The organism is Variovorax sp. RKNM96, assembly GCF_017161115.1.
In the GTDB taxonomy this organism is placed as follows: Bacteria; Pseudomonadota; Gammaproteobacteria; order Burkholderiales; family Burkholderiaceae_C; genus Variovorax.
In genome coordinates, this window is sequence record NZ_CP046508.1 from 1,445,854 (window position 1) to 1,470,604 (window position 24,751).

General features: G+C 67.9%; 25 protein-coding genes. 3 read left to right on the forward strand and 22 right to left on the reverse strand.

Annotated elements, in window-relative coordinates; all coding sequences use genetic code 11:
- Nucleotides 1-27: 27 nt before the first annotated feature.
- From GNX71_RS06580 to GNX71_RS06660, 17 genes are all read right to left on the reverse strand, one after another.
- On the reverse strand, nucleotides 28-303 hold the full coding sequence (locus tag GNX71_RS06580; protein WP_206177572.1) for a hypothetical protein: 276 nt from the start codon (nucleotides 301-303) through the stop codon (nucleotides 28-30).
- A 23-nt stretch (nucleotides 304-326) separates the two neighbouring features.
- Complete coding sequence (locus GNX71_RS06585) at nucleotides 327-887, reverse strand: isoprenylcysteine carboxylmethyltransferase family protein (RefSeq protein WP_206177573.1); 561 nt, start codon at nucleotides 885-887, stop codon at nucleotides 327-329.
- Nucleotides 888-917: 30 nt separating this feature from the next.
- Entirely contained in the window at nucleotides 918-1,676 is a 759-nt protein-coding gene (locus GNX71_RS06590) for a glucose 1-dehydrogenase (RefSeq protein WP_206177574.1), read from the reverse strand.
- The gene (gene paaZ / locus GNX71_RS06595; protein ID WP_206177575.1) at nucleotides 1,676-3,727 is read right to left on the reverse strand and encodes a phenylacetic acid degradation bifunctional protein PaaZ; all 2,052 of its coding nucleotides are present in this window, start codon (nucleotides 3,725-3,727) and stop codon (nucleotides 1,676-1,678) included. The genes GNX71_RS06590 and paaZ overlap by 1 nt, the downstream gene beginning before the upstream one ends.
- A gap of 23 nt (nucleotides 3,728-3,750) precedes the next feature.
- A complete protein-coding gene (locus GNX71_RS06600; protein WP_206177576.1) occupies nucleotides 3,751-4,500 on the reverse strand; it encodes an ABC transporter ATP-binding protein in 750 nt (249 codons plus the stop codon).
- Nucleotides 4,497-6,398 carry a branched-chain amino acid ABC transporter ATP-binding protein/permease gene (locus GNX71_RS06605; protein WP_206177577.1) on the reverse strand — a complete coding sequence of 634 codons (1,902 nt, stop codon included), beginning with the start codon at nucleotides 6,396-6,398 and terminating at the stop codon, nucleotides 4,497-4,499. Before GNX71_RS06605 ends, GNX71_RS06600 begins: the two co-directional genes overlap by 4 nt.
- The gene (locus GNX71_RS06610) at nucleotides 6,395-7,423 is read right to left on the reverse strand and encodes a branched-chain amino acid ABC transporter permease (RefSeq protein WP_206177578.1); all 1,029 of its coding nucleotides are present in this window, start codon (nucleotides 7,421-7,423) and stop codon (nucleotides 6,395-6,397) included. The genes GNX71_RS06605 and GNX71_RS06610 overlap by 4 nt, the downstream gene beginning before the upstream one ends.
- Before the next feature lie 180 nt (nucleotides 7,424-7,603).
- Nucleotides 7,604-8,752 carry an ABC transporter substrate-binding protein gene (locus GNX71_RS06615; protein WP_206177579.1) on the reverse strand — a complete coding sequence of 383 codons (1,149 nt, stop codon included), beginning with the start codon at nucleotides 8,750-8,752 and terminating at the stop codon, nucleotides 7,604-7,606.
- 43 nt (nucleotides 8,753-8,795) lie between these two features.
- Entirely contained in the window at nucleotides 8,796-9,881 is a 1,086-nt protein-coding gene (gene paaE / locus GNX71_RS06620; protein WP_206177580.1) for a 1,2-phenylacetyl-CoA epoxidase subunit PaaE, read from the reverse strand.
- A gap of 9 nt (nucleotides 9,882-9,890) precedes the next feature.
- Complete coding sequence (gene paaD / locus GNX71_RS06625; protein ID WP_206177581.1) at nucleotides 9,891-10,415, reverse strand: 1,2-phenylacetyl-CoA epoxidase subunit PaaD; 525 nt, start codon at nucleotides 10,413-10,415, stop codon at nucleotides 9,891-9,893.
- Nucleotides 10,415-11,194, reverse strand: coding sequence for a 1,2-phenylacetyl-CoA epoxidase subunit PaaC (gene paaC / locus GNX71_RS06630; protein ID WP_206177582.1), 780 nt, complete (start codon nucleotides 11,192-11,194; stop codon nucleotides 10,415-10,417). The genes paaD and paaC overlap by 1 nt, the downstream gene beginning before the upstream one ends.
- Before the next feature lie 21 nt (nucleotides 11,195-11,215).
- Nucleotides 11,216-11,515: a 1,2-phenylacetyl-CoA epoxidase subunit PaaB gene (gene paaB / locus GNX71_RS06635; protein WP_013539788.1), complete on the reverse strand. Its 300-nt coding sequence runs from the start codon at nucleotides 11,513-11,515 to the stop codon at nucleotides 11,216-11,218.
- The gene (paaA, locus tag GNX71_RS06640; protein ID WP_206177583.1) at nucleotides 11,512-12,519 is read right to left on the reverse strand and encodes a 1,2-phenylacetyl-CoA epoxidase subunit PaaA; all 1,008 of its coding nucleotides are present in this window, start codon (nucleotides 12,517-12,519) and stop codon (nucleotides 11,512-11,514) included. Before paaA ends, paaB begins: the two co-directional genes overlap by 4 nt.
- Nucleotides 12,520-12,562: 43 nt before the next feature.
- On the reverse strand, nucleotides 12,563-15,004 hold the full coding sequence (locus GNX71_RS06645; protein WP_206177584.1) for a penicillin acylase family protein: 2,442 nt from the start codon (nucleotides 15,002-15,004) through the stop codon (nucleotides 12,563-12,565).
- A gap of 37 nt (nucleotides 15,005-15,041) precedes the next feature.
- Nucleotides 15,042-16,352, reverse strand: a complete 1,311-nt coding sequence (paaK, locus tag GNX71_RS06650; protein ID WP_206177585.1) for a phenylacetate--CoA ligase PaaK — start codon at nucleotides 16,350-16,352, stop codon at nucleotides 15,042-15,044.
- A 17-nt stretch (nucleotides 16,353-16,369) separates the two neighbouring features.
- On the reverse strand, nucleotides 16,370-16,813 hold the full coding sequence (paaI, locus tag GNX71_RS06655; RefSeq protein ID WP_206177586.1) for a hydroxyphenylacetyl-CoA thioesterase PaaI: 444 nt from the start codon (nucleotides 16,811-16,813) through the stop codon (nucleotides 16,370-16,372).
- Nucleotides 16,814-16,881: 68 nt separating this feature from the next.
- On the reverse strand, nucleotides 16,882-17,685 hold the full coding sequence (locus GNX71_RS06660; RefSeq protein WP_206177587.1) for an enoyl-CoA hydratase-related protein: 804 nt from the start codon (nucleotides 17,683-17,685) through the stop codon (nucleotides 16,882-16,884).
- A 150-nt stretch (nucleotides 17,686-17,835) separates the two neighbouring features.
- On the opposite strand from GNX71_RS06660, the gene GNX71_RS06665 reads away from it, so the two are divergent.
- Both GNX71_RS06665 and GNX71_RS06670 read left to right on the forward strand, forming a co-directional pair.
- Nucleotides 17,836-18,438, forward strand: coding sequence for a phenylacetic acid degradation protein PaaY (locus GNX71_RS06665; RefSeq protein ID WP_206177588.1), 603 nt, complete (start codon nucleotides 17,836-17,838; stop codon nucleotides 18,436-18,438).
- A 65-nt stretch (nucleotides 18,439-18,503) separates the two neighbouring features.
- Nucleotides 18,504-19,151, forward strand: coding sequence for a TetR/AcrR family transcriptional regulator (locus GNX71_RS06670; RefSeq protein WP_206177589.1), 648 nt, complete (start codon nucleotides 18,504-18,506; stop codon nucleotides 19,149-19,151).
- Here the strand turns inward: GNX71_RS06670 and GNX71_RS06675 are convergent.
- The gene (locus GNX71_RS06675) at nucleotides 19,133-19,936 is read right to left on the reverse strand and encodes an SDR family oxidoreductase (protein WP_206177590.1); all 804 of its coding nucleotides are present in this window, start codon (nucleotides 19,934-19,936) and stop codon (nucleotides 19,133-19,135) included. The genes GNX71_RS06670 and GNX71_RS06675 overlap by 19 nt on opposite strands.
- Nucleotides 19,937-20,075: 139 nt before the next feature.
- Between GNX71_RS06675 and GNX71_RS06680 the strand changes: the two genes are divergently transcribed.
- The gene (locus tag GNX71_RS06680) at nucleotides 20,076-20,651 is read left to right on the forward strand and encodes a TetR/AcrR family transcriptional regulator (protein WP_206177591.1); all 576 of its coding nucleotides are present in this window, start codon (nucleotides 20,076-20,078) and stop codon (nucleotides 20,649-20,651) included.
- A gap of 1 nt (nucleotide 20,652) precedes the next feature.
- Here GNX71_RS06680 and GNX71_RS06685 read toward each other — a convergent pair whose 3' ends face one another.
- The 4 genes from GNX71_RS06685 to GNX71_RS06700 are packed head-to-tail and all read right to left on the reverse strand — an operon-like array spanning nucleotide 20,653 to nucleotide 24,725.
- On the reverse strand, nucleotides 20,653-21,690 hold the full coding sequence (locus tag GNX71_RS06685; protein WP_206177592.1) for a VWA domain-containing protein: 1,038 nt from the start codon (nucleotides 21,688-21,690) through the stop codon (nucleotides 20,653-20,655).
- Nucleotides 21,687-22,694, reverse strand: a complete 1,008-nt coding sequence (locus GNX71_RS06690; protein WP_206177593.1) for a DUF58 domain-containing protein — start codon at nucleotides 22,692-22,694, stop codon at nucleotides 21,687-21,689. The genes GNX71_RS06685 and GNX71_RS06690 overlap by 4 nt, the downstream gene beginning before the upstream one ends.
- Nucleotides 22,675-23,700 carry a MoxR family ATPase gene (locus GNX71_RS06695; RefSeq protein WP_206177594.1) on the reverse strand — a complete coding sequence of 342 codons (1,026 nt, stop codon included), beginning with the start codon at nucleotides 23,698-23,700 and terminating at the stop codon, nucleotides 22,675-22,677. Before GNX71_RS06695 ends, GNX71_RS06690 begins: the two co-directional genes overlap by 20 nt.
- A 20-nt stretch (nucleotides 23,701-23,720) precedes the next feature.
- Nucleotides 23,721-24,725: a trypsin-like peptidase domain-containing protein gene (locus GNX71_RS06700; protein WP_206177595.1), complete on the reverse strand. Its 1,005-nt coding sequence runs from the start codon at nucleotides 24,723-24,725 to the stop codon at nucleotides 23,721-23,723.
- Between the last annotated feature and the right edge of the window lie 26 nt (nucleotides 24,726-24,751).

Below are 24,751 nucleotides of genomic sequence, written 5' to 3' on the forward strand. Positions count from 1 at the left end.
GCGCGGATATTACCTTCGGGCCGGCAGCTACTTGTTGGAGACAGGCAGATCGAGCTGCAAGGCAACCTCCCGGATTTCAGCGTTCACCGCCGCCAGCCGCTCCCTCTGCGGTGCGCCTTCTTCCGGGGAAATGCCTTCGAGCGCCGCGACCAGGTTCTTGCGCTCGGCCCGGAGTTGCACGTAGCGCTCTTCCAGCGCATCCATCCTGTTGTGATACGGCTGCTGCGAGGCGCGCACGACGGCAGGCGCCAGCACACATCCGCCCAGGGAGGCGAGCGCAACCGCGGCCCAGAGTGCCAGCACGACTCGATGTACGGTTGCGGCGCTCACACCACGAACGGAATGAAGCGCCGCGTGCCGCGCATGTAGTCGCGGTAGGTATCGCCGAAATGCGCGAGGCATTCCTTCTCGTCGCGCAGCGCCGTCAGCACCAGCAGCAGCGTCGCCGCCAGCACCAGCGCCAGCGTGAGCCAGGTGAACTGCTTGAGAAATGCGCCCCAGGCCAGCAGCATCAGTGCGGTGTACATCGGGTGGCGGATGTAGCGGAAGGCGCCCGAGGTCACGAGCGAGGAGGTCTTCTCGAAACCGTAGAGCGCGGGATCGTCATTGCGCGCATCGGTGGGCCTGCCCTGAGCCTTGAGCAGGCGCACCGCGTGGATCGGCAGCCAGATCGACAGCGCCAGGAACACGCAGGAAAGGATCTGCGTGGCCGAGAACGGATCGACATGCCACACCGGCAGGTTCACCACGATCAGCACCAGCATGCATTCCCATGCGAAGAAGCGATAGAAGCCGTGCGAGCCGGGCTGGCTCAACGGCCCGCGCGACACGTAGAGCAGCGCGGCGGTGCCGGCAACGAAAAGGAAGATCTGGAACCAGAAGAGCATGGCGGCCGAATCTACACGGACCGCCCGGCTTCAGCCAGAAATGGAGAAGCCGCCGTCGACGGGGATGGCCGTGCCGGTCACATAGTCGGACGCAGGGCTCGCGAGAAACACCGCGGTGCCGGCGATGTCGGCCGGCTGGCCCCAGCGGCCGGCGGCGGCGCGGGCCACCACGCGGTCGTAAAGGCCCGGGATCTGGCTGCGTGCGCCGTCGGTGAGTTCGGTCTCGAACCAGCCGGGCAGGATCGCGTTGACCTGGATGTTGTCGGCTGCCCACGAGAGCGCGGTCGATTTGGTCAGCTGCACGATGCCCGCCTTGCTCGCGGCATAGGCCGGCGCATAGGGCGCGCCGAAGATCGACATCATCGAGCCGATGTTGATGATCTTGCCGCCGCCCGCCTTCTTCAGATGCGGGTGCGCGGCGCGGCTGCAGAGGAATGCGCTCGTGAGGTTGGTGTTCATCACCTTGTGCCACTCGTCCAGCGAGAGCTGGTCGACGGGCTTGCGCACCGTGGTGCCGGCGTTGTTCAAGAGGATGTCGAGCCGGCCGCAGCGCGCGACGGCTTCGTCGATGGCCTTCTGCACCGATGCTTCATCGGCCACGTCGACTTCGAGCGCGAAGCTGTCGCTGCCGAGGGCCTTGAGTGCTTCCACTGCGGCCGCCGACTTCTCTGCATTGCGCGCCGCGACGATGACGCGCGCGCCGGCCTTCGCGAGGCCCTCGGCCATGCCGAGGCCGATGCCGCCGTTGCCGCCGGTGACGAGCGCTACTTTTCCCGTGAGATCGAACATCAGGTGGTTTCTGGTTTCTTGGAGACGAGCGTCAGGATATCGTAGCTCGCGACCACGTCGCCATCCTGGTTCGTCACCTCGACATCCCAGGCCACCACGCCCTGGCCCTGGCCGCTCGCGTCCTTCTTGTTGCGGTCGATCTTGCGCTTGCATGTCAGGCGCGCGCGGATGGTGTCGCCGATGCCCACGGGCTTGACGAAGCGCAGCGTGTCCAGGCCGTAGTTGGCGAGCACCGGGCCCGGTGCGGGCGAGACGAACAGGCCCGCGGCCGCCGACAGCACGAAGTAGCCGTGCGCGATGCGCTTGCCGAAGGGCGACTCCTTCGCCGCGACCTCGTCGAAGTGCATGTAGAAATAGTCGCCCGAGATGCCGCCGAAGGCCACGATGTCGGCCTCGCCGACGGTGCGGCGGTGGGTGAGCAGCGAGTCGCCGATGCGCAGGTCTTCGAAGTAGCTGCGGAACGGATGGACGTCGCTCTCGCGCACGGCCGCGCCGCGCACATGCTCGCCGGTGATCGCGGCCAGCATGGTGGGCGAGCCCTGCACCGCGGCGCGCTGCAGGTAGTGCTTGACGGCGCGCAGGCCGCCGAGCTCTTCGCCGCCGCCCGCGCGGCCGGGGCCGCCGTGCTTGAGTTGCGGCAGCGGTGAGCCGTGGCCGGTCGATTCGACAGCAGCCTCGCGGTCGAGCACCAGCAGTCGGCCATGCCATGCGGCGGCGACTGGAATGGCCTTGGCCGCGACGGCCGGGTCGCGCGTGACCAGCGTGCCGACGAGGCTGCCGCGGCCGCGTGCGGCCAGGGCCAGCGCTTCGTCGATGCCGTCATACGGCATCAGCGTGCTGACGGGGCCGAAGGCCTCGACGTCGTGCGCGGCATCGTGTTCGAGGGGCTTGCGGCTCAGCAGCAGCGTGGGCGCGAAGAAGGCGCCTTCGCTCACGCCGTCGCCCACGGGCGAGAAGCCGTCGCGTTCGCCGTAGACCAGCTCGGCGCCCTGCAGCAGCGTGGCCACGCGCTCGGCCACGTCGGCCTGCTGCGCATGCGAGGCGAGGGCGCCCATGCGCACCTCTTCGCGCGACGGGTCGCCGATGACGGTCTTGGCCAGGCGCGCACGCAGGCGCTCGGCCACCGCATCGAGGTGCTGGCGCGGCACGATCGCGCGGCGGATCGCGGTGCACTTCTGCCCGGCCTTGGTGGTCATCTCGCGCGCCACTTCCTTCACGAAGAGATCGAACTCCTCGTCGTCGGGCGTCACGTCGGGCGCGAGGATCGCGCAGTTGAGCGAGTCGGCCTCGGCGTTGAACGGGATCGACTGGCGCACGATGTTCGGATGCACGCGCAGCTTGGCCGCGGTGTCGGCCGAGCCGGTGAAGGTGACCACGTCCGGCCCTTCGAGCCGGTCGAGCAGGTCGCCCGTGCCGCCGATCACCAGCTGCAGGCTGCCCTCGGGCAGGATGCCCGACTGCACGATGAGCCGCACCGCAGCCTCGGTGAGGTAGCTGGTGGCCGAGGCCGGCTTGCCGATGCACGGCATGCCCGCGAGGAAGCTGGGCGCGAACTTCTCGAGCAGCCCCCACACCGGAAAGTTGAATGCGTTGATATGCACCGCCACGCCGCCGCGCGGCACCAGGATGTGCGTGCCCGCAAAGCCGCCCTTCTTGCCGAGCGGGAAGGCCGGGCCTTCGTGCACGAGGTTGCCCGAGGGCAGCTCGTTGGAGCCGATGCCGGCATAGGCGCTCAGCGTGCCGGCGCCGCCTTCGATGTCGATCCAGCTGTCGGCGCGCGTGGCGCCGGTGTGGGCCGAGATCGCGTAGAGCGTTTCCTTGTTCGCGGCGAGGTACTTGGCCAGCGCCCTCAGGCGTTCGGCGCGCTGCTGGAAGTCGAGCTTCATGAGCGCGGGGATGCCGGTGCGGCGCGCGTACTGCAGCGCTTCGGCGAAGTCGATCGCTTCGGCGTGCGTGCTCGCGACGGGTTTGCCGTTGATGGCGCTGCGCAATTGCTGCGCGCTTTCCTTGCCGATCCAGCGGCCGGCGATGTAGCTTTGAAGGGTGGTCATGAAAGTCCTTGAGCGTCTGGGGTTCAGGCGACGGCGGGTTCCGCGTTGCGGTTGCCGATGCCCAGGTAGGTGTCGATGATTCGCTGGTCGTGCAGCAGCTCGCGTGCGTTGCCTTCGAGCGCCACGGCGCCCATCTCCAGCACGTAGGCACGGTCGGCCACCTGCAGCGCGGCGCGCGCGTTCTGCTCCACGAGCAGCACCGAGACGCCATGGCTTCGCAGTTGCGAGACCACGCGCAGCACTTCGCGCACGACCAGAGGCGCAAGGCCGAGCGAGGGTTCGTCGAGCATCAGGAGGCGCGGCCGCGCCATCAGTGCACGGCCGATGGCGAGCATCTGGCGTTCGCCGCCCGAGAGCGTCGAGGCCATCTGGGGCTTGCGCTCGCGCAGGCGCGGGAAGATCTCGAACACTTCCTCCATGCGTGCGCGCTGGTCGCGCTTGCCCTTGCGCCACTGGTAGAAGCCGCCGAGCAGCAGGTTGTCTTCGACCGACATCTCGCCGAACAGCTCGCGCCGCTCGGGCACCAGCGCCACGCCGCGCGCGACCATGGTCTCGACGCCGGGGCGCGCGATGCGCTCGCCCGAGAGCGTGAGTGCGCCGGTGGAAGGCAGGAGGCCCATCGCCGCGCACAGCAGCGTGGTCTTGCCCGCGCCGTTGGGGCCGATGACGGTGACGATCTCGCCTTCGTTCACATACAGGCGCACGCTGTGCACCGCTTCCACGGTGCGGTAGGCGACGCAGAAGCTTTCGAGTTGGAGGAGGGGAGCGGTCATCGTGCGTCTTCCAGCAGTTCGTCGTCGGCGCCGCCGAGGTAGGCCTCCAGCACGCGCGGGTTGGCCTGCACTTCAGCGGGCGTGCCGGTGGCGATGACGGTGCCGAACTCCAGCACCGTGATGCGGTCGGCCAGGTTCATCACGAATTCCATGTCGTGTTCCACCACCAGGATGCCCAGGCCCTCGGCGCGCAGCTGGCTCAGCAGCACGGAGAGCGCGCGCTTTTCCAGGTGGCGCAGGCCCGCGGCGGGTTCGTCGAGCAGCAGCACGGAAGGCTGGCCCGCGAGCGCGCGCGCGATTTCCACCACGCGCTGCTGGCCGAGCGAGAGCGATGCGGCCGGCGTGTCGGCGTGCGCGCCGAGGCCGCAGCGTTCGATCTGGCGGCGGGCTTCGGCCATCAGCGCGGCTTCTTCGGCGCGGTCCAGCCGCAGCATCGCGGCGAGCCAGCCGCGCTTGGCACGCAGGTGGGCGCCGAGCGCCACGTTCTCGACCACGCTGCGCTGGCCGAGCAGGCGCACATGCTGGAAGGTGCGGCCCAGGCCCAGCGCGGCGAAGGCGCGCGAAGGCTTCGTCGCCATCGACTGGCCGGAGAGCCGCACCACGCCCGAGGTCGGATCGTCCACGCCCGAGATCATGTTGAAGAAGGTGCTCTTTCCTGCCCCGTTCGGGCCGATCAGCGCGTGGATCTCGCCAGCCTTCAGCGTCATCGAGATCGCGTTGTTGGCGACGAGGCCGCCGAAACGCTTGCTCACGTCGCTGGCTTCGAGCAGCAGTTCGCCCGATGCGGGCAGCTTGCGCTGCACGAGTTGCAGCGTGGAAGGGTGTACCAAGGCAGGCGCTACCTTGCGCGCGTCGTCTCGCACCCAGCGGCTCGCAAGGCGCGAGACCGTGGGCCAGAGCCCGTCCGCAAAGCGCTGCAACACGAAGAGCATCAGCAAACCGAACACGATCACCTCGAAGTTGCCGCTGGTGCCCAGCAGCGCGGGCAGCACGTCCTGCAGCTTTTCCTTCAGCAACGTGATCAGCGCCGCGCCGAGCACCGCGCCCCACAGGTGCCCCGCGCCGCCGACCACCGCCATGAACAGCAGCTCGATGCCGATGTTCAGGTTGAAGGGCGTCGGGTTCACGAAGCGCTGCAGGTGCGCGTAGAGCCAGCCAGACACCGCCGCGAGCAGCGCGGCCAGCACGAAGAGCTTGATGCGGTGGCGTGCGGTGTCCACGCCCATCGACTCGGCCATCAACCGCCCGCCCTTGAGCGCGCGGATGGCGCGGCCTTCGCGCGAATCGAGCAGGTTGTGCATCGCCCACAGCGCAAGCAGCAGCACGGCCCAGATCACCACGCCCAGCGCACGCGGCGTGGCGAGCGACACGCCCGCAACCACCAGTGGCGGCACCCCCGTGATGCCAGTCTGCCCGCCTAGGAACTCCATGTTGCCGAACAGGTAGTAGAGGCTCAGGCCCCACGCGATGGTGCACAGCGGCAGGTAGTGGCCCTGCAGCTTGAGCGTGACCGCGCCCAGCGCCCAGGCGAGCGCGAAGGTGAAGACCAGGCCCAGCAGCAGGCCGGCCCACGGCAGCAGCGCGGGGCTCACGGCGCCGCCCATCCAGGCGGCCGCCGTGGGCGAGGTGCAGATCCATGCGGTGGCATACGCGCCCATGCCGACGAACGCGGCCTGGCCGAAGGAGGTCATGCCGCCCACGCCGGTGAGCATCACGAGGCCCGCAGCGACCAGCGCATAGAGCCCGATGTTGCTCAGCACGGACACGGTGAACTCGGGCAGGAAGCCCCAGGCCAGCGCGAGCGCGACGACGAAGACCAGGGTGAGCTGGCGCGGCGTGACCAGCGGCTTGCCGGCGGGCGGCGAATTCACGGCAACGGGATTCGAAGACGGGCTCATTCCTCGTCCTCCACATGATGGCTGCGCAGCGAACGCCACCACAGCACGGGAATGATCAAAGTGAAGACCAGCACTTCCTTGAACGGGCTGGCCCAGAAAGAGGCGAAGGCTTCGAGCTGGCCGACCAGCAGCGCGCCGACGAGCGCCAGCGGATAGCTCGCGAGCCCGCCGACGATGGCCGCGACGAAGCCCTTGAGGCCGATCAGGAAGCCGGTGTCGTAGTACACGGTGGTGATGGGTGCAATCAGCAAACCCGATACCGCACCGATGAGCGCAGCGAGCGCGAAGCTCAGGTCACCCGAGAGCTCGGTCGGAATGCCCGAGAGCCGTGCGCCGACGCGGTTGATGGCGGTCGCGCGCAATGCCTTGCCGACCATCGAGCGCCCGAAGAACAGGAACATCGCGATCACCAGCAGCAGCGTGACGCCGACGACGACCAGCGATTGCCCGCTGACCGGAATGCCGCCGATGTCGAAGCGCGCATCGGAGAACGCCGTGGTGCGCGAACCTTCGGCGCCGAAGAACAGCAGGCCGAGGCCGACGAGCACGCCATGCAGCGCGACCGAGACGATCAGCAGCATCAGCACGTTGGCATCCGCCAGCGGCCGGTAGGCCAGGCGGTAGAGCAACGGGCCGAGCGGCATGATGAGGATGAGCGTGGTGAGTGTCTGACCCGCCATCGAGGTGGGCTTGAGCAGCAGCACCAGCGCGGCGGCGGCCAGCGGCAGCACCACGCACCAGGCGAGCGCCGAGGCCCAGTCGACCACCGCGCCGCGCTTCCAGCGCCAGAACTCGACGATCAGCACCATCACCGCGAGGGCGAGCAGCAGCCACAGCGTGGCCGGCACGCGGCCGGCCTGCAGCATCGCCATCGAGAGGGCCCCGAAGGCGACGAACTCGCCCTGGGGAATGAAGATGACGCGCGTGACCGAGAACACCAGCACGAGGGCGAGCGCCATCAATCCATAGACGGCACCGTTCACGATGCCGTCCTGCCCCAACAACAGGGCGATCTGCAAATCCATAAAAGAACCTTTGGGCTCGGCCCGTGTATCGAATCAGTGTCTGCCGCAACGCGCTGTATTGCTCCTTCCTCCTCTGGGGGAAGGTTGGGAGGGGGCTACCCGGCCTTCACGGCCGCGCGGAGGTCGATGCCGTCGAGCCCCCACCCCAACCCTCCCCCGGGAGGGGAGGGAGCAAAGACATCAGGGCTGGTACTTCCAGGCGCCGTTTTCGATCTTGACCATCACGCGGGCGCGTTGGTCCAGACCCAGGTGGTCCGTCTCCGTCATGCTGAATACGCCATGCGCGCCCGACACTTCCTTGACCTGCTCCAGCGCATCGCGCAGGGCCGCGCGGAACTCCGGCGTGCCCGGTTGCGCCTTCTTCAGCGCGACCGGAATGGCCGAGGACATCACCAGGCCGGCATCCCATGCATGCGCGCCGAAGGTCGACACGGTGCCCTTGCCGTTGGCTGCTTCATACGCCGACACGTAGGCCAGCGCGGACTTCTTCACCGGGTTGCCGGCCGGCAACTGGTCGGCCACGAGCACGGGGCCGGCGGGCAGGAAGGTGCCTTCCACATCCTTGCCGCCCACGCGCAGGAAGTCGGCGTTCGCCACGCCGTGCGTCTGGTACATCTTGCCGGTGTAGCCGCGCTCCTTGAGCGTCTTCTGCGGCAGCGCGGCCGGCGTGCCCGAGCCCCCGACCAGCACCGCATCGGCCTTGGAGGCCATGATCTTCAGCGCCTGGCCGGTCACCGAGGTGTCGCTGCGCGAGAAGCGCTCGTTGGCGACCACGGTGATCTTCTTGAGCGCAGCGGCCTTGGCGAACTCTTCCGACCAGCCTTCGCCGTAGGCGTCGGAGAAGCCGATGTAGGCGACGGTCTTCACGCCGTTGGCGGCCATGTGCTCGGCGATGGCGAGCGACATCATGATGTCGTTCTGCGGCGTCTTGAAGACCCACTTCTTCTTGGCGTCCATCGGCTCGATGATGCGGGCCGAGGCGGCGATCGAGATCATCGGCACCTTGGCTTCGCTCACCACGTCGATCATGGCGAGCGAGTTGGGCGTGGTGGTGGAGCCCAGCACGATGTCGACCTTGTTCTCGGCGATCAGCTTGCGGGTGTTGGCCACGGCCGCGGTGGTGTCGGAGGCATCGTCCAGCACGATGTAGTTGATCTTCTGGCCGCCGATGGTCTTGGGCATCAGCGCGATGGTGTTCTTCTCGGGAATGCCGAGCGAGGCGGCCGGGCCGGTGGCCGAGATCGTCACGCCGACATTGACGTCGGCCCACGCCGCGGCGGCGGTGGCGCACAGCGCGGCGATCAGAAGGGGCTTGAAGAAGAATTTCATTTGGGCTTGTCTCCGGGTTGAAAAATCGTTGAGGCCTGAAGTATCAACGCTCGTCGAAGGACAAGGTGACACGTTCGGTGAGGGGGTGGGCCTGGCAGGTCAGCACGAAGCCTGCGGCCACTTCATTCTTGTCGAGCGCGAAGTTTCTTTCCATGCGGACTTCCCCGTCCACGCACTTGGCGCGGCAGGTGCCGCACACGCCGGAGGTGCATGAGAACGGCACTTCGAGGCCCGCGGCCGATGCGGCATCGAGGATGCTCGGCTGGCCTTCGGTAAACGTGATCTCGCGCTGCAGGCCATCGCGCACGATGGTGATGCGCGCCTGCTTGGCATCGCCCGGCTGCGGCTCGTGCACCACGGCGCCGACCTGCGTGGCCGAGGGCAGCGCCACGCCGAAGCGCTCGATGTGGATGCGGTCCTCGGGCACGCCGGCCGCGAGCAGCGCGGCCTCGGCCTCGTCGTTCATCTGGAACGGGCCGCAGACATAGACGTGGTCGATGCGTTTGGCCGGCACCACCGACTGCAGGAACTCGCCGATCTTCTCGCGGTTCATCACGCCGAAGCCCAGCGGCGAATCGGTGTGCTCGTCGGAGAACACGTGCAGCAGCACGAGGCGCGTCATGTAGCGGTTCTTCAGGTCCTCGATTTCCTCCTTGAACATCGTGGACTGCAGCTGCCGGTTGCCGTAGATCAGCGTGAAGCGGCTCGCGGGTTCGCGCGCCAGCACCGTCTTCATGATCGAGAGGATCGGCGTGATGCCGCTGCCGCCCGCGATGCCGACGTGGTGCCGGGCCGACGCCGGCTCGATCGGCACGAAGAAGCGGCCTTGCGGCGCCATCACCTGCAGCGTGTCGCCGGGCTGCAGGTTCGCGTTGATCCAGTTGGAGAACACGCCGCCGCGCACCTTGCGCACGCCGACGCGCAGCTCGCCGTCGTCCAGGCCCGCGCAGATCGAATAGGAGCGGCGCAGGTCCTGGCCGTCGATGTCGTGGCGCAAGGTGAGGTACTGGCCCTGCGTGAAGCCGAAGACTTCCTGCAGGTCGGCCGGCACCTCGAACGAGACGATGACGGCCTCGTGCGTGTCGGACTCTATGGCCTTCACGCGCAGGGGGTGGAAAAGGGTACTCATTGGGGCGCCTTAGATCGGCTTGAAATGTTCGAAGGGTTCGCGGCACGCCATGCAGCGATAGAGCGCTTTGCAGGCGGTGGAGCCGAAAGCGGACAGGCGTTCGGTGCGCTCGCTTGCGCAGCGCGGGCAGGCGATGCGTTCGCCGGCGATGCGGCCGAAGAGCTTGATCGGCATCGCGGTGTTGGCCGCGACTTCGGGCGTGAGATGCGCAGGCGGCGCGATGCCGTAGGCCTTGAGCTTCGCGCGGCCTTCGTCGCTGATCCAGTCGCTGCTCCATGCGGGCGCGCGGCGCAGCGTGGCGCGTGCGCGGCCGAGGCCTGCCTCTTCGATGGCGGCCAGCACGTCGTGCTCGATGGCTTCGGTCGCGGGGCAGCCGGAGTAGGTCGGCGTGAGCACGATTTCGAGGCCGTCGTCATGCTCGATCACCTCGCGCACGATGCCCAGGTCGCAGACCGACACGGCCGGCACCTCGGGGTCGAGCACCGTGTGCAGCACGGCCCACGCCGCATCGACGCGCGACGCCACTGCGTTCATCACCACACGCCTCCGGGAAAGCTGCGCTGCAGGTGCTGCATCTCGGTGAGGATGTAGCCCATGTGTTCGCTGTGCACGCCCCGCTTGCCGTTGCTGCAGAACGCGGCTTCCTGCGGCATCGCGAGACCGGCGGCGTCGAGCACCTGCTGCATCTCGGCGAGCCACGGCTCGCGCAGTTCGCTCCATGCCGGGCCGAGGCCGCTGGCGCTGGCTTCCTCGTCCACCGCGTCGCTCTCGAAGAGTTCGGGCACGTAGAGCCAGAGTTGCTTCAAGGCCTTCTCGGTGCGGCGGCGCGATTCGTCGGTGCCGTCGCCCAGGCGCACGACCCAGTCGGCCGAGTGCTGCTGGTGGTAGCGCGCTTCCTTCACCGCCTTGCCGGCGATGGCGGCCACTTCGGCGTCGCTCGATGCGGCCAGGCGCTGCCACAGCAGCTTGAGCAGCGTGGCGACCATGGTGTTGCGCAGCACGGCAAAGGCGAAGTCGCCGCGCGGCAGCTCGACCAGCGTGAGGTTGAAGTAGTCGCGCTCGTCGCGCAGGTACGCGAGCTGGTCTTCGTCGTGCGCGCGGCCCTCGCCTTCGAGCTTGCCGGCATGCGTGAGCAGGCCGCGGGCCTGGCCGACGAGGTCGAGCGCGATGTTGGCCATCGCGATGTCTTCTTCCAGCACGGGCGCATGGCCGCACCATTCGCCCAGGCGCTGCGAGAGCACAAGGCAGGTGTCGCCGATGCGCAGCAGATATTGCACGGCGGGCGTGCGGTTCAGTTCGATCGATGCTTGCATGATGTTCCCGTCAATGGCCGCTCACATGTGGTCCACGGACTTGGGCAGCGCGTAGAAGGTCGGATGGCGGTAGACCTTGTCTTCCGCCGGATCGAAGTACATGTCCTTCTCGCCCGGGTCGCTCGCCACGATCTGCTCGGAGCGCACCACCCAGATGCTGCTGCCTTCCTGGCGGCGCGTGTACACGTCGCGCGCCATCTGGATCGCCATCTTCGAATCGGCCGCGTGCAGGCTGCCGCAATGCTTGTGGTCCAGGCCCGCCTTGCTGCGCACGAACACTTCCCACAGGGGCCACTCTTGTTTTGTCGTATCGGCGCTCATGCGGCTTCCTTCATCGGTTGTTTGTTGGCGTGGGCCATCGCGGCCTCGCGGACCCATTCGCCGTCCTCCCAGGCGTCGACGCGCGCTTGCAGGCGCTCGCGGTTGCAGGGGCCGTCGCCGCCCACCACGCGCCAGAACTCGCTCCAGTCGATGGTGCCGAAGTCGTGCGCCTGGCGTTCTTCGTTCCACTTCAGGTCGGGGTCGGGCAGGGTCACGCCGAGGATGGCGGCCTGCTCGACGGCGGCGTCGATGAACTTCTGGCGCAGCTCGTCGTTGCTGAAGCGCTTGATGCCCCAGCGCATCGATTGCGCCGAGTTGGGCGACTGGTCGTCGGGTGGGCCGAACATCATGATCGAGGGCCACCACCAGCGGTTGACCGCGTCCTGCACCATCGCCTTCTGCGCGTCGGTGCCGTGGGTCATCATGGTGAGCAGGGCCTCGTAGCCCTGGCGCTGGTGAAAGCTCTCCTCGCGGCAGATGCGGATCATGGCGCGCGCATACGGTGCGTACGAGCAGCGGCAGATCGGCACCTGGTTCATGATGGCCGCGCCGTCGACCAGCCAGCCGATGGTGCCCATGTCGGCCCAGGTGAGCGTGGGGTAGTTGAAGATCGAGCTGTACTTGGCCTTGCCGCTGTGCAGCGCGTCGAACATCTGGTCGCGCGAGGTGCCCAGCGTCTCGGCGGCGGCATACAGGTAGAGGCCGTGGCCGCCTTCGTCCTGCACCTTGGCCAGGAGGATGGCCTTGCGCTTCAACGTCGGCGCGCGGCTGATCCAGTTGCCCTCGGGCAGCATGCCGACGATCTCGGAGTGCGCGTGCTGGCTGATCTGGCGCACCAGCGTCTTGCGGTAGTGCTCGGGCATCCAGTCCTTGGCCTCGATGAAGTCGCCGGCATCGATCTGCGCGTCGAAGCGCTCCTCGAGCCGCATCTCCTCGGCGGAACGCACGGCCTTCTTGCCGTCGCCTGCGTCCTTGCCCATGGTGTCCATGGCTTGCGTGTACATCGTGGTTCTCCTTGCGGGTGAATGGTTGAGTGCCGGGCTGCGGTCAGTAGCTCAGCTGCCTGGTCGATTCGGCCTGCCGGTCCACCTCGGCGGGCGTCAGCGCCTCGCTCTTGCAGCCGAAGTCCTTGAAAAGCGCCATCTGGTCGGCGTAGTGCGCCGACTTGCGGCCATCGGGCGCGACGAAGCCGCTCTGGCCGGGCGGCGCGGCGGTGCACAGCGTCACGCCGCGCGCACCGAGCACCACCTTGTCGTTCTGCGAGCCCCGGTTCATGAAGCTCGGCAGCGTGAGCAACTCGTCGGCACCCGCCTGCGGCGCACCGATGAAGTTGCTGGTGAGAAAGGCGTGCTTCACCACCGGCGTGCGCCACTTCGCGGTGTCCTTGCCGTAGCGCTTCTCCAGTTGGGCCATGGCCTCCGTGAGCGTGGCGCGCAGCACCGCGTTCTTGTCTTCGCCGTTGAAGAAGTCGTAGGTCTGCGGCACGCCGGCCTTGGCGCCGAGCAGTGCGTTGTAGACCAGCTTCATGCCGTTGCCGGGGCGGATGCTGGCCACCTGCGTGTCGTTGGCATAGCCATTGCCCGCGTAGGCTGCGAACACCTCGGGCGGCAGGTCGTCGGCCAGCACCTTTTTATAGAGGATGGGCAGCCAGTTCATCATCAACGTGGTGGCGGGGCTGTCGTAGACGCCGCGCTCGGCCGGGTCTTCGTTGAGGGCGTTCCAGTCGGCCAGCAGGCGTGCCGCGCGGCGCGCGGGGTCGGCGGCCGGCAGGTTGCGCGTGGCCTCGAGCACGAAGGGCACCATGTAGCGCGCATTGGTGTCGGCGTACGCGGTGGTGCGGGTGAGCGCCCACAGCTCGTCGGGCGTGAGCTTCGGCTTGGCTTCCAGGCGCGCGGTGAATTCGCGCACGCGGTCGACCACCGAGTAGTTGCCGCCGTCGCTCACCGCGCCCGGCGCGGACTGGTTGTTCCAGTTGGCGACGTAGCCTTGCGCCGGGTTGAAGGTCTTGGGGTCTTCGCTGAAGGGGCGGATGCCGAGCCATTCCATCGAGCCGTCGCCCATGGCGGGCAGGCGGATGTCCTGTGTGGCCGGGCGGATCGGCAGGCGGCCGGGCGAGACATAGCCGATGTTGCCCTCGGTGTCCGCGTAGTACCAGTTGATGGTGATGGCCACGCGCGAGGCCTGCGCCAGCCACTGGTCCCAGTTCTTCGCCTGCATCGAATGGATCCAGCCGAGCAGCGATTCGAGCTCGTAGCCGTCCCAACTGCGCTTCATCGAATAGGCGGTGCCGTTGGGCAGGTCGAAGTTGGTGACGATGCCGTGCACGGTGGCGAACACGTCCACGCTCTGGTCGGGCTGGCCCTTGACCTTGATGACCTCGGTGCGCTTGGTCATCGCGCGCATCGCGCCGTTGAACTGGTACTCGTGCGGGTTGGCCGGGTTGAGCTTCTCCTGGTACATGTCGTTCACGTCCAGCGGGCCGGCGGTGGCGCCCCAGGCGATCTTGCCGTTGGTGCCGAAGAGGACGACCGGGTGCGCGAACGGCGTGTTGCCCGTCACGTCGAAGCCGGCGCCGTGCAGGCCGATGCCGAACACGTAGGACGGGTTGAACCAGTTGAACTGCGGGCCGTTGATGAAGACGGTGCTGCCGTCGGTGGTCTTCGACGGGCCGGCGATCCAGAGGTTGCTGGCGATCGGGCGGGTCCATGGCTCGGCCACGCCGCGGCGGGCCGCGTCGATGTCGCTGCGCGCGACCAGCAGCTCGGGCGAGACGGGGGCCAGGCGTGCGACGGCATCGTCGCCGGCCGGCTGCACGGCAGCCTGCGCACGCGCGCCGGTGCGCGGCACGGTGGTCGGCGCGAGCGGGTCTTCCACCCAGCGGATCTGGTCGAACAGCTGGCGGCCGGCGACGTCGCCGCGGGCCTTGCGCAGTTGCTCCAGCAGGCGCAGGTTGGCGACCTCGCTGCTCACGTTCGAATAGCGGTTGGCCATGGTGCCGACCCAGATCATGGCCACGTCGTAGCCCGTCCAGTCGGCCTTCGGCTTGAAGCCGGCATCGGTGAACTGCTTGGGCAGCAGCGTGGCCTCGGCCGCGAGCACTTCGTTCACGCGCGCATTGAAGCCCGCGGCGTAGCCATCGAAGATCGCCTTGTCGTCGGGCGACAGGCGCGCCATCTGCGCGCGGATGGAGTCGGGCGTGAAGCCGGCGCGGCTGCCCTTGTCGAGCGCGACGTAGGCTGGGCCCATCACTTCGGAGACCGTACCGAGCACCGCGCGGCGGGCCATCTCCATCTGGAACAGGCGGTCTTCGGCGACCGCGTAGCCGAAGCCGTGGAACAGGCCGCGCACATCGTTGGCGTACACATGCGGCACGCCGTAGGCATCGCGCTTGATCGTGACCTTGCCACTGGGCGCAGGCGTGGTGGCGGCGCAGCCGGCCAGCGCGAGGGCGACACAGGCGAGGGCGATCGGTCGGAAATTCAATGTCATCGAGGAGTTCTTGTCGTTTGGCAGGGAGGCGATGCGTTCAGCGCGGGCGTGTATCGATCACGCGGCGGGCCTTGCCGGTCTGGGTGCGTTCCATCTCGTTGGGCGCATGAACCACCACGCGCGTCGAAATGCCGATGAGCGTCTTCACGCGGTGCTGCACCCATTCGCCGATGGCGGTGCGGTCCGCCGCGGCGGCGTCGGCGGGGTTGAGCTCGCAGTGCACCTCGACCTGGTCGAGCTTGTCGGCACGGCTCACGTGCACCTGGTAGAGGCCCGAGAGGCTCTTGTGCGCGAGCACGATCTCCTCCACCTGCGTGGGGAAGACGTTCACGCCGCGGATGATCATCATGTCGTCGCTGCGCCCGACGATCTTGCCCATGCGGCGGAACGAGCGCGAGGTGGGCGGTAGGAGGCGCGTGAGGTCGCGCGTGCGGTAGCGAACGATCGGCATCGCCTCCTTGCTGAGCGAGGTGAAGACCAGTTCGCCTTCTTCGCCGTCGGCCTTCAGCTCGCCGGTCTCGGGGTCGATGATCTCGGGGTAGAAATGGTCTTCCCAGATCACCGGGCCGTCCTTGCTCTCGACGCATTCGCTGGCAACGCCCGGGCCCATCACTTCGGAGAGGCCGTAGATGTCGACCGCGTCGATGCCGGCCTTGGCCTCGATGTCGCGGCGCATCGCCTCGGTCCACGGCTCGGCGCCGAAGATGCCGATCTTGAGCGAGCTGTCTTTCGCATCGAGGCCCTGGCGCTCGAACTGCTCGATGATCACCTGCATGTAGCTGGGCGTGACCATGATGATGTTCGGCTTGAAGTCCTGGATGATCTGCACCTGCTTCTCGGTCTGGCCGCCCGACATGGGGATGACGGTGCAGCCCGCGCGCTCGGCGCCGTAGTGCGCGCCCAGGCCGCCGGTGAAGAGGCCGTAGCCGTACGACACATGCACCATGTCGCCGGGCCGCCCGCCCGCCGCGCGGATGGAGCGGGCGACGAGGTTGGCCCAGGTGTCGATGTCCTTGAGCGTGTAGCCGACCACGGTGGGCTTTCCGGTGGTGCCCGACGAGGCATGGATGCGCGCCACGTTTTCGCGCGGCACGGCGAACATGCCGAAGGGGTAGTTGTCGCGCAGGTCGCTCTTCACCGTGAACGGGAACTTCGACAGGTCGGCGAGCGACTTCAGGTCGTTGGGGTGCACGCCCTTCGCATCGAAGGCCTTGCGGTAGTGCGGCACGTTGTCGTAGGCGCGCTGCAGCGTGGCGCGCAGGCGCGTGAGCTGCAGCGCGGCTATCTCGTCGCGGCTCGCGGTTTCGATGGGGTCGAGTTCGCCGGGGGCGGGGTGTCGGGCGGTCATGGTGGTCTTGTCTCTTCTCAGGCGGGGACGGCGGGGCGGCCTTTGGCGGTGTAGGAGCGGCCGCGGAACATCGCGATGCGCTCGCCGCGCTGGTTGGTGATTTCGGTGTCGTACACGCCGGTGCGGCCGGCCTTGGAGACCTCGTGGCAGCGTGCGGTGAGCATGTCGCCTTCGCGCGCGGGAGCGATGAAATCGATCGAGAAGCCCGAGGCCACGGTCAGCTCGTTGTACGAGTTGCAGGCGAAGGCGAAGGTCGAGTCGGCCAGCGTGGCCATGAAGCCGCCGTGGCAGGTGGCGTGGCCGTTGAGCATGTCGGGGCGAACGCGCATCTCGATGGTGGCCTGGCCGGGGCCGACCTCGACGATGCGCATGTCCAGGCCCTTGGTGGCGTTGTCGTTGGCGAGCATGCCGTCGCGGACGTACTCGGCGATCTGCTGGGGCGTGCGGGTGGATTCGGTCATTGGAATACCTTCGTGCTTCGCACTGCGGTGCGAGCTTGCTTGGGGCGGCCCGGCGCTGCGCTCATGTCTCAGCGGTCCTTGAACACCGGCGCGCGCTTGGCGCGGAAGGCCTCGACGCCTTCGCGGTAGTCGTTGGCATTGCCCATCTCGCGCTGCAGGCGCGCTTCTTCGGCGAGTGCGTCATCGAGGCTCATGTCCTGGGCCGCGGCCAGGGCCTGCCGGGTGGCGACGAGGGCGCGGGTCGGCATGGCGGCCAGCTTCGAGGCGAGTGCGGCGGCCGCGTCGGGCAGTGCCGCATCGTCCACGCACTGCCAGATCAGGCCGATGCGTGCGGCTTCTTCCGCGGGGAGTTTGTCGCCGAGCAGCGCGATGCCGAGCGCGCGCGCCGAGCCCACGAGGCGCGGCAGCAGCCAGGTGCCGCCGGTGTCGGGCACGAGTCCGATCTTGGTGAAGGCCTGGATGAAGCTGGCCGAGCGGCCGGCCACGACGAGGTCGCAGCACAGCGCGAGGTTGGCGCCCGCTCCGGCGGCAACGCCGTTGACGGCTGCGACCACCGGCACCGGCATCGAGCGCAGGCGCGCGACGAGCGGGGCGTAGTAGGTGGAGATCATTCGGCCCAGGTCCTTGGGCGCGGCGCCGGGCGTGGGGTCCGGGGCGACGGCGGGATCGGCGAGGTCTTGCCCCGCGCAGAAGGCCCGGCCTGCGCCGGTGAGGACGACGCATCGAACGCTGTCGTCTCCGGCCGCCGATTCCAGCGCCGCCATCAGTTCGGCATGCAGTTCGGTCGTGAAGCTGTTGAGCGCCGCAGGGCGGTTCAGGCTCAGCGTGTGGACCGCGCCGGCATTGCTTGTGAGAACTAAAGGTTCTGACATGAGGTGTCTCTCATCCTTGTGTGGGTACGAATCGGCTCGCAAACACTATTGACCGACCGTTCGGTTGATTTTAGGATCGAGCTCAATCCCGACACAAGCGGGTTGATTCAGGGCAAACCCTGAGTCCCCCCAAAAAAGGAGACAGACCGAATGCCCAGCTATTCCATCGACGGCGTGATTCCCGTCGTCGACCCGAGCGCGTACGTACACCCCAGCGCAGTCCTGATCGGCGACGTGATCGTCGGCCCGAACTGCTATGTCGGCCCTTGCGCAAGCCTGCGCGGCGACTTCGGCCGCATCGTGCTGGAGGAGGGCTCGAACGTGCAGGACCACTGCTGCATCCACGGCTTTCCCGACAACGACACGGTGGTGGAGGTCAACGGCCACATCGGCCACGGCGCGATCCTGCACAGCTGCATCGTGCGGCGCGATGCGCTGGTGGGCATGAACGCGGTGGTGATGGACGAGGCCGAGATCGGCGAGAAGGCCATCGTCGCGGCCTGCGCCTTCGTTCCGGCCGGTATGAAGGTGCCGGCGCGTTCGCTGGTGTCGGGCATTCCGGCGAAGGTAAAGCGCGAACTCACCGATGAAGAGGTTGCCTGGAAGCTCGAAGGCACGCACGTCTACCAGGCGTTGACGGTGCGCAGCCTCGAGAGCCTGCGCGAAGTGGCACCGCTTGCCGAAGTGGAGGCAGACCGGCCGCGCCTGCCGGCGATCGATGTGCGTCCGCTCATTGCCACGCGGCGCGGATAGCCCGCGCCTCGCTTCATGCAAGATCGCGCGTTGCCCCCAACCGCTTAATCAAGGAACAAGACCCGATGCCGCGTGGAAGATCCGCCACCTACGACGACCAGCGCGAACTGATCCTCGCGCAGGCCGCCCAGCTGTTCGCGCGCCGGGGCTATCCCGCCACGTCGATGAACCAGGTGGCCGAGGCGTGCAACCTCTCGAAGGCCACGCTCTATCACTACTACAAGGACAAGAGCAGCCTCCTCATCAGCATCGCCGAGACGCACGTGTCGAAGCTGGCGGCGCTGGTGGCCGAGGAAGAGGCGTCGACGCATACCGATGAAGAGCGCCTTCGCCGCTTCATCTACCGCATCGTCGAGGAATATGCCGGCGCGCAGGACGCGCACCGCGTGCTGACCGACGACGTGCGCTTTCTCGAGGAAGAAGACCGCGAGCGCGTGCTCGACAAGGAGCGCGAGGTGGTCGCGGGCTTTGCGCGCGCGGTGTCTGCACTGCGGCCCGGTGCGCCGAGCGACGACCTGGCCAAGCCGCTGACCATGCTGCTGTTCGGCATGATCAACTGGATGTTCACCTGGATGAAGCCGGGCGGAACGCTCGACCACGCGGCGATTGCGCCGATCGTGGCCGATCTCTTTCTGGGCGGCATCGGCGCGGTGAAGTCGCCGGACTACGCGGCGATCAAAGCCGCGCAGGCCGATCAGGCCGTCTTCAAGTAGCGCGCTGCCGGCTTGCTGGTCTGCGAAGCGCCGAAGAGCTTGGCGCTCGCATCGACAAAAGTCGCGAGCAGGGCGGCATCGTTCACCGACGGCAGCGTGATCGGCTCGCCCAGGTCGAGGCCGGCCAGGGCGGCGTCCACGCAGTCTTCGGCGGCCATGATCGTGCCTTCGGCCAGCGCCGACATCGGTACGCCCGAGAGCTCCCAGATGTCGGTGGCCGTGGCGGCCGGCAGCACCAGCTGCACCTTCACGCCGGTGCCCGCCACTTCGTCCTGCAGCCCGCGCGTGAACGCGACCACGAAGGCCTTGGTGCCGCTGTAGATGCTGCTGATCGGCAGCGTGTGGAAGCCCAGCACCGAGCCGATGTTCACCAGCGTGCCGCGGTTGCGCGCCTTGAAGGCGGTCAGCGCGGCGTGGCTCAGGTGCGCGAGGGCGTCGATGTTCACGTCCAGCATGCTCTGCAGCTGCGTGGTCGTGGTCTGCGCGACGGGTGCGAGCGTCGAGACGCCGGCGTTGTTGACCAGCAGCGTGATCGACGCATCGGTGGACACGGCCTTGACGACGCGCTCGAGGTCGTCGGCAACGGCCAGGTCGGCGGCGAGCGTCTGCACCTTCACGCCGTATTTGGCGCGCAGCGCGGTCGCGACTTCTTCCAGCAGGTCGGCGCGGCGCGCCACCAGCACGAGGTCGTGGCCGCGGCGGGCCAGGCGGTCCGCGTAGATCTTGCCGAGGCCGGCCGATGCGCCTGTGACGACGGCGGTGCCGAGGGTTGCTTGTTCGCTCATTTCGATTCCATTCAAGAGTGGGTTCAACGGTTGGGGTTCAAAGCATGATGACCATCATGTTTGAAGTGGCGAAGCATGATGGTTATCATGCTTAACGTCAAACCGGACCCTGAAGTACCCCGGAACAGAAAGAGGTCACATGCGATACCCCGCAGCAGAAACCGCCGAAAAGCACCAGAAGATCCTTGCCGAGGCCTCGCGCCTCTTCAAGGAACGCGGCTTCGACGGCGTGAGCGTGAGCGAGATCATGAAAGCCACGGGCCTCACGCACGGGCCCTTCTACAACCACTTCGAATCGAAGGACGCGCTGATGGCGGCATGCATCGACCACGCCGGGAGCGCTGCGCTCGCCGACCTCGATGCGGCCGGCGAAACCCCCGAAGGCATGCGCACCTATGTGCGGGACTACCTGAGCCCCGACCACCGCGACGGCCGCGCCGACGGTTGCCTCGTGGCGGCATTCGCGGCGCAGTCGGGAACCGAGAGCAGCGGGGGCATCAGCGTGCCGCTGACGACTTATCTCAAGTCGGTGATCGACCGCTTCGCCAAGAACTTTCCGTGGCGCTCGAAGAAAAACGCAAAGGGCGATGCGATCCGCATGCTCGCGTCGATGTACGGCGGTGTGGTGCTGGCCCGCGCCGTGGACGACGAGGCACTGTCGGAAGAAATCCTGCGCGAGGTGCTCGCCGGCCTTCAGTCGGCCCCGAAGGCCTGACCTAGAGGATGCGGTTGAACCACAGCAGCGACAGCCCCGCCGACAGCAGCGTGAGCACCGCCGCGCCGAGCGCGAACAGCGCCGAGATTTCCGTTTCCTTCTTCTCCACGGTGAGCTTGGAGCTCAGCGTTTCGTAGACCTTCTTCAGGTCGTTCGCGGTGCCGGCGTAGAAGTACTCGGCATTGGTCTTGTTGGCCACGGCCTTGAGCGTTTCCTCGTCGAGCCGCACGCGCATCGACCAGCCTTCGAAGCCGATGGTCTCGCCATCGACCGTGCCCACGCCCACCGTGTAGATGCGCACGCCGCGGTCGGCCGCGGCCTTGGCCGCATCGAGCGGATCGACGCCGGTGGTGCGCTGGCCGTCGGTCAGCATGATGATCGCGGCCGAGGTGAACGAGCCGGGCGCCACGGGCGTGAAGTCCTTGAGCTTCTTCTCGGTCTGGTCGATCGGCGTGCCGCGCTGGCGGCTCGGTGCGCTGAACTGCTCGACGTCGATGCCGGCATCGGGGAACAGCGTGGCGAGCGACACCACGATGGCGTTGCCGGTGGCGGTCGCGCGCTGCAGCTGGAAGCTGTCGATGGCGGTCACCAGGTCGTCGTGGTTGGTGGTGGGCAACTGCGCCACCTGCGCGCTGCCCGCGAAGGCGACGATGCCCACCTTCACGGTACGCGGCAGGTCCTTGATGAAGCTCTTGGCCGCTTCCTGCGCCGCCACCAGCCGGTTGGGCAGCACGTCGGCCGCGCGCATGCTGCCCGAGACGTCCATCGCGAGGATGATGGTCTGCTGGTTCGACGGCAGCATCACCACCGCCATCGGCCGCGCCGCAGCCACCAGCATCGCGGCCATGGCCAAGAGGAACAGCAAGGGCGGAAGGTGCCTTCTGAAGCTTTGCCCGGCGCCCATCGCCTCGCGCACGATCGAGAGGCTCGCATAGCGCACCGCCAGCTTCTTCTTGCGGCGGATCAGCCAGACATAGAGCAACACCAGCAGCGGCAACGCCGCCAGCAACCAGAGGAATTGAGGCCAGAGAAAAGTCATGCTGCCACCGCCTTCACGCTGCCCGAACCCGAACCTGCGCCGACGCGCGTGCGGCGCTTGCGCAGGTCGGCAAAACGAACGATGGCTTCCACCAGGTCGTCGCTGGTCGAAAGCTCCAGGGCGTCGACGCCGGCCTTGGCGAGCGAGGCGCGCAGCGTCGCCTCGCGCTCGGTGGCCAGGCGCGCAAAGCGCTTGCGAAAACCGGCATCGTGGGTATCCACCCAGAGCTGCTCGCCGGTCTCGGCATCGCGCAGCGGCACGAGGCCCAGGTCGGGCAGTTCGAGTTCGAGCGGATCGAAGAGGCGCACGGCGATCACTTCGTGCCGTTGCACCAGCTGCCCGAGCGGGCGTTCCCAGCCGGGCTCGCTCAGGAAGTCGGACACCACGAACACGGTGGAGCGGCGAGGCATCAGCGTGGCGGCGGACTTCAGCAGCTCGTCGAGACGCGTCATGCCCTTTTGCGCAGGGCCGTCCGCCTTGTCGGCACGGCGCTCCATCGCATGGAGCAGGTGCAGCACGTGGCGCCGGCCGCTGCGCGGCGGGATCACCGCTTCGAGGTCGTTGCCGTAGACCAGCGCACCGACCCGGTTGCCGTGCCGTGTGAGCAGCCGCGCGAGCACGCCGACGAAGCCGGCCGAGATCTCGCGCTTGGCCTTCAAGCCCGAGCCGAAGTCGACCGAGCGGCTCAGGTCGAGCACGAACCAGGCGGCCATCTCGCGGTCTTCGGTGAAGACGCGCACATGCGGCGTCTGCAGGCGCGCAGTGACGTTCCAGTCGATGTGGCGCACGTCGTCGTGGTGCTGGTATTCGCGCAGGTCCGCCAGGTCGAGCCCGCTGCCGCGCATCAGCGTGCGGTAGTCGCCCTGCAGCAGGCCGTCGAGGCGGCGGATGACCGTCCACTCGAGCCGGCGCAGCGCGCGTTCGGCTCCGCCGGCCACAGCCGATTCGGCGGCGAGCCGTTCGTCGTTCGCGGCCGCGGGGGCCTTACGCCACCAGCTTTTCATGTTCCAGAGGTTTGGGTGGTGCGGGGATGGCCCGCATGATCTTCTCGATCAGGCTGTCGGGCGTCAGGCCCTCGGACAACCCTTCGTAGGAAAGCGTCACGCGGTGGCGCAGCACGTCGCCCACCAGCGCGGTCATGTCCTCGGGCAGCGCATAGCTGCGGCCGCGCAGCAGCGCGAGCGCACGCGCGCCCTCGGTGAGGCTGATGCTGGCGCGCGGGCTCGCGCCGAAGGTGATGAAGCGGCGCATGTCCTTCAGGCCGTGCTTCTCGGGCGTGCGCGTGGCCGAGACCAGCTTCACCGCGTACTGGATCAACGAGGGGTCGACGTACACGCGCCGTGCCTCCGCCTGCAGCGCCGCGAGCTGCTCGGTGGTGGCGACCGGTCGGGCTTCCACCGCCGGGCCGATCACGCGCTGCACGATGACGAACTCTTCCTCGTCGCTCGGATAGTCGACCAGCACCTTCATCATGAAGCGGTCGACCTGCGCCTCGGGCAGCGGGTAGGTGCCTTCGGTCTCGATGGGGTTCTGCGTCGCCATCACGAGGAAGGGGCGTGGCACCTTGTGCGTTTCGCCGGCGATGGTGACCTGGCGCTCCTGCATCACTTCGAGCAGCGCGCTCTGCACCTTGGCCGGCGCGCGGTTGATTTCGTCGGCCAGGAGCAGGTTGGCGAACACCGGGCCGAGCGAGGTGCTGAAGTCGCCCGTCTTCTGGTTGTAGATGCGCGTGCCCACCAGGTCGGCCGGCACCAGGTCGGGCGTGAACTGGATGCGCTTGAACTGGCCGCGCACCGTGTCGGCCAGCGTCTTGATGGTGAGCGTCTTCGCCAGGCCCGGCACGCCTTCGACCAGCAGGTGGCCGCCCGCGAGCATCGCGACCATCACGCGTTCGAGAAAGCGGTCCTGGCCCACGACCACGCGCTTGACCTCGTAGAGGATCTGCTCCATCAGCTCGGCAGTGGCGGGCGCGGTGGAGAAGGTCGACAGGGGAGGGGTCTCTGTGCTCATGCGAAGGGCTTTCGAAGAAATCAGAACGGCGGCGAACCTGCCGCAGAGGCCGCGTTCTCGATGGGCACCGCGAAGCCGATGCCGATGAAGGTGCGCTGCTGCGTCGGGTTGAGGATGGCGGTGACGATGCCCAGCACCTCGCCGTCCATATTGATGAGCGGGCCGCCCGAGTTGCCGGGGTTGGCGGCCGCGTCGAACTGGATCAGGTTGCCCAGCTCCTGCTTGCCCTCGGGCGAGCGGAACGAGCGCTTCAGGCCCGACACCACGCCAGCCGACACCGATGGCCCGATGCCGAACGGAAAGCCCACGGCGGCCACCTGGTCGCCGGGCCGCAGGTCGGCGGTCGAGCGCATCGTGGCGGGAATCAGGTCGTCGGGAATCTTCTGCGCCTGCAGCACCGCGAGATCGTTCTCGGGCTGCACGCCGGTGATGACGGCCACAGCCTCCAACCCGTCGGCGAAGGTGACCTTGATCTTCTCGGCGCCGGCCACGACGTGCAGGTTGGTCAGGATCACACCCTTGTCGACGATCACCACGCCGGTGCCGACACCGCGCTCGACTTCGCCGGGCGCCGTGCCGTCGAGCGGCGCTTCGGGCGGCTTGCCCTTGGCCATGTTGCGGCCGCGCTTCTGGGTCTTGGCTTCGGGCGTGGCCTTCTCGGTGCCATAGCCCACCACCCGAACGACCGAGGGCCGGATGATGTCGGCCGCTCTGGCGGCCGGCGAGGGGAGGGTGGCGGTCTGCATCGTGCGCAGCACGGCCGCGTCGATGTCCTTCTGCGTGATCGCCTTGCCCTGGCGCGGCCACCACACGGTGCCGCCGGTGACCAGCGCCGCGCACAGCACGAGGAGGAGGGCGAAGCTCTTGCGTCCCGGCTGCCAGCCGGTGCGGGCGGCCGGTGGCTGCACGGCGCCACCTGCGCCTGCCGTGTCCGGCGATGCCGCGGCATCCGTCGGATCGGCCGCTTGTTCTGCGGCCGGCGGCGGCGTGCGGGGCGAACGGCTGTAGAAAGCAGGCCTGCGCATCGGAGAACCTCCGGCAAAAAAGACGC